This is a genomic window from Phormidium sp. FACHB-592 (genome assembly GCF_014695795.1).
In the GTDB taxonomy this organism is placed as follows: Bacteria; Cyanobacteriota; Cyanobacteriia; order Leptolyngbyales; family Leptolyngbyaceae; genus Stenomitos.
The window spans coordinates 1-3,629 of record NZ_JACJOZ010000001.1 but is presented as its reverse complement, the minus strand read 5'-3'; the positions used below and the strand labels follow the sequence as shown (position 1 = coordinate 3,629).

The 3,629-nt window shown below is 49.5% G+C and carries 1 protein-coding gene; it reads right to left on the bottom strand.

All coding sequences use genetic code 11. The annotated features are described in order from the left end of the window. Positions 1–230: 230 nt before the first annotated feature. Positions 231–3,518 carry a CheR family methyltransferase gene (locus H6F86_RS00005; protein WP_347240056.1) on the bottom strand — a complete coding sequence of 1,096 codons (3,288 nt, stop codon included), beginning with the start codon at positions 3,516–3,518 and terminating at the stop codon, positions 231–233. Between the last annotated feature and the right edge of the window lie 111 nt (positions 3,519–3,629).

The following is a 3,629-nucleotide window of genomic DNA, read 5'->3' as shown; positions in this document are numbered from 1 at the left end:
GCTCATGCTACTGCCCTAATGAAGCTGTTGACCTTGCTCTACTGTAGGAGCCCTTGTGTACTACAAAATACAGGAATTTTCGACAATTGGGCTGTTCGCCAACAGCAACCATTGCTATACAAAGGCGTATAAGTCTTACTGCATGAGCGTTATAAAGTTCCGTGGCACTAAATTCCACGTATCTCGGCTCAATGCCATATAGTCTTGTCACTAGCGAAACAACACCGATTTTATCCAGTTTTTTCCGTTGAAGATGTGTGGATTGACAGGATTGCTCTGACTAATGCCTCTGGATCTACAGGTTTTGCCATATGACGTTGAAACCCAGCCCCGATCGCTCGTTGTTGTTCAGCTTCACTAGCATAGGCAGTCAAGGCGATGGCGAGGATTTGTCCTCCCGCGTCTGAACTCAACGATCGCACTTGCTGAATCAACCAGTAGCCGTCTTTTTCTGGCATGCCGATGTCGCAAATCAGCACATTGTACCGACTGGGAGCTTGATTCAAAGCGGATAAAGCGTCTCTGGCAGATGAGGTGCTCTGTACTTCAGCCCCATAATCTTCTAGCACAAACTTGATTAGCTCACAGGTATCAGCTTCATCATCAACCGCTAAAATCTGCAAGCCTGCTAAAGAAGAAACCAGATCGCTCGAACGTTCTAATGCCGTCGAATCTGAACCGCTCGACGGTGTAGATGCTTGGGGAAGATCGCGCAGGGGCAACCTGACGGTCAGCGTTGTTCCTTGTCCTTCACCTGAGCTGGCTGCTTGCACTGTGCCGCCATGCAGTTCAACGATATGGCGCACGATCGAGAGTCCTAGACCTAGACCTGCCTTCGCTTTCGTGGTGCTGGAATCGCCTTGACGGAAGCGATCAAAAATATAGGGTAACAAATCGGCTGAAATGCCCTGTCCAGTGTCGGCTACTTGGATTTGAGCCTGCCCTTGAATAGCCTCCAGTGTAACCTCAACGCGTCCATTCGGTGGAGTGAACTTAATGGCGTTTGACAACAAATTCCAGAAGACTTGCTGCAAGCGATCGGCATCCCCGACGATGGTTTGAGAACTCAACTGAGCCATGATTTGAATGTTTTTGGCTTCGGCAGATAACTGAGCGGTCTGGATCGCAGCTTGCACCACAAGGCGCAAATCAAGCGGGTGAGTGCGGAGCTTGAGCTTGCCACTGGCAATCCGAGAGGTATCTAAAATATCTTCAACGAGCTGGGCTTGCGCTCTGGCACTCCGCTCAATTACTTCTAAAGCGCGAGCGGCAGTGGCTTCATTTAAGGTGCGGGCGCGGAGCATTTGTGCCCAACCCAGCATCACGTTGAGGGGATTGCGGAGTTCATGCGAGAGGTTTGAGAGAAATTCATCTTTGACTCGGTTGGCATCTTCCGCTATCTGACGGGCTGCCTGCTCCACTTCAAATCGCTTCCGTTCGGTGATGTCTGCGATCGCCAGCAAAATCATGTCAGCGTTGTCTGCTCGTTGCAGCTTGCAGGCATTCAGCAGCATCGTTTTGTGCCCAATCTGCTCAAAATAATGATCCACCTCAAAATTTTGAACCTGCCGCTCGCTGGTCGAAACCTCTTCTAGAAGCGATCGCAGTTGGGGAATGTTCCACTGTTCATTGCCTAGCTCAAACCAAAAAGATTGCTTGGTTTCAGATTCAGAAACCTGAAACATATTGTAGAACGCTCGATTGACCGTCTTCACTCGTAGCTCGACATCCAGCACCACTAAAGGGGTTTGCACTGTCTCGACGATCGCTTCTGCATAGTTCCGCTCTGCCTCTAAGACTGCTGCATGGCGTTTAAGCGCGTCGATATCGAGAAACACCATCGTCACCCCGTCAATTTGGTTTTCGGTTGTGCGATAGGGACGAATTCGCAGGGAATACCAATAGCCAGATTGAGTTTGAATTTCTTGTTCTCCCGTGTTGAGTGTCTCCAGCACCTCTAACGTCATCGCTTCTAGGTGAGAAACGTCAAAATCGGTGCGGAAGTCGTTAAACGGTCGTCCGACATCGGTGGAAATGAAGTTGAACAGGCGCTGAGCAGTGGGGGTGAAGCGGCGAATTCTCAAATCATTCGTCAGCATCAAGATCGGTACACTGAGGCTGTCAATAAAGTTGTTCAGGTCGCTATTGTCTCGGTTTTGTTGCAGATTGCGGTTCCGGAGTTCTTCGTTGGTGGTGGTGAGTTCCTCGTTCGTCGCCTGGATTTCCTCTTTAGCCGTTTGGAGTTCTTCATTAGTGCTTTGCAACTCCTCATTACTCGACAAGATTTCTTCGTTTGCCACTCGCAGGCTCTGGTTGAGATAGTTGTGTTCTTGAATCACTGCCTGCAAATGCGCTTGTGCTGAAAGCTCTCGTTGAGTTGAGGCTGACAGGGCTTGACGAAGCTGAATGATTTCACGCTCCAAATCTTCGAGTTCCTGGCGTTCAACTGAAGTGGCAGTAAAGGAAGTGACCGGAGGTAAAACTGCTTCAAAAATGACCAAAAAATACAGCCCATCGGCGATCGTCGGTTGGAAGGGAATCACTTCTAGATTGAGGCAAGTTGGGCGCTCACCCAATTCAAGCTGAATTTGTTCTTGCCGAACCGAGGTGTTTTGGGTTTGAGCTTGATAAATTACCGTGCGAAGCGGCACCGCCAAGCCTTCCCGTGCCATCAACAGGAGGTTTAAGTCAGTCGTTCCGGGAGGCAGTTTCAGGTAGGGATCGGTATCTCCGCGCAGGTGGAGAATGCGCATTTGGTCGTTTACCACGACGGACACTGGCGCGTAGCGATTTGAGATGAGTTGAGCGACTTCTCGCGCTAAATCAAACGTATTGGTAATGGTCTCAGCGATTCGCTGCTGACTCTCGCCGCTGACCAGAGGATAAGAACGGGTCGTGAACGAAAACAGCGGACGAGTCAAGGTCAATTTGCGAGCGTAAATTTTGGCAGATTCGTGGACTGAGGTAAACAAGTCTGAGGCAGTCTTGATGCTTTCGGAAGTGCCCAGCAGCAAAAAGCCGTTTAAGTTAAGACTGTAATGAAAAAGGGACATGATGCGCTCTTGCAATGTATCTGATAAATAAATCAGCACGTTGCGACAGCTAATCAAGTCAAGGTTGGAGAACGGCGGATCGCCTCCTAAATTGTGTCGGGCAAAGACACACAGTTCCCGGAGGTTGCTGCTAATTTGATACCCCCCCGATATAGGAACAAAGAAGCGGTTGAGCCGATCGGGTGAAACTCCTCCAAGCTGGTTTTCTAAGTAGAAGCCGACCCTGGCTTTACTGAGCGCCGCTTCGCTGATATCGGTAGCAAAAATTTGGATCGGCGGTATGGTGGCACGATCGCTGAGAAATTCTAATAAGCAAATGGCGATCGAGTAAACCTCTTCCCCCGTAGAACACCCTGCGACCCAAATCCGCATCGGAGTGTCAGCCGTTTTGTTTTGGTTAATGGTGGGCAGAACCTGCGTTTTTAACTGCTCAAAGGTTTCTGGATCGCGGAAAAAACTAGTGATACCAATTTAAACGGCGTTCAAGGCAGATAGGGCATCCAAGATGAAGGGGTAACCTGTGACGGAAGCAACGCTTGCTGGTGTTAACTCAGCGAGGAGTTGATCAACTTTGGT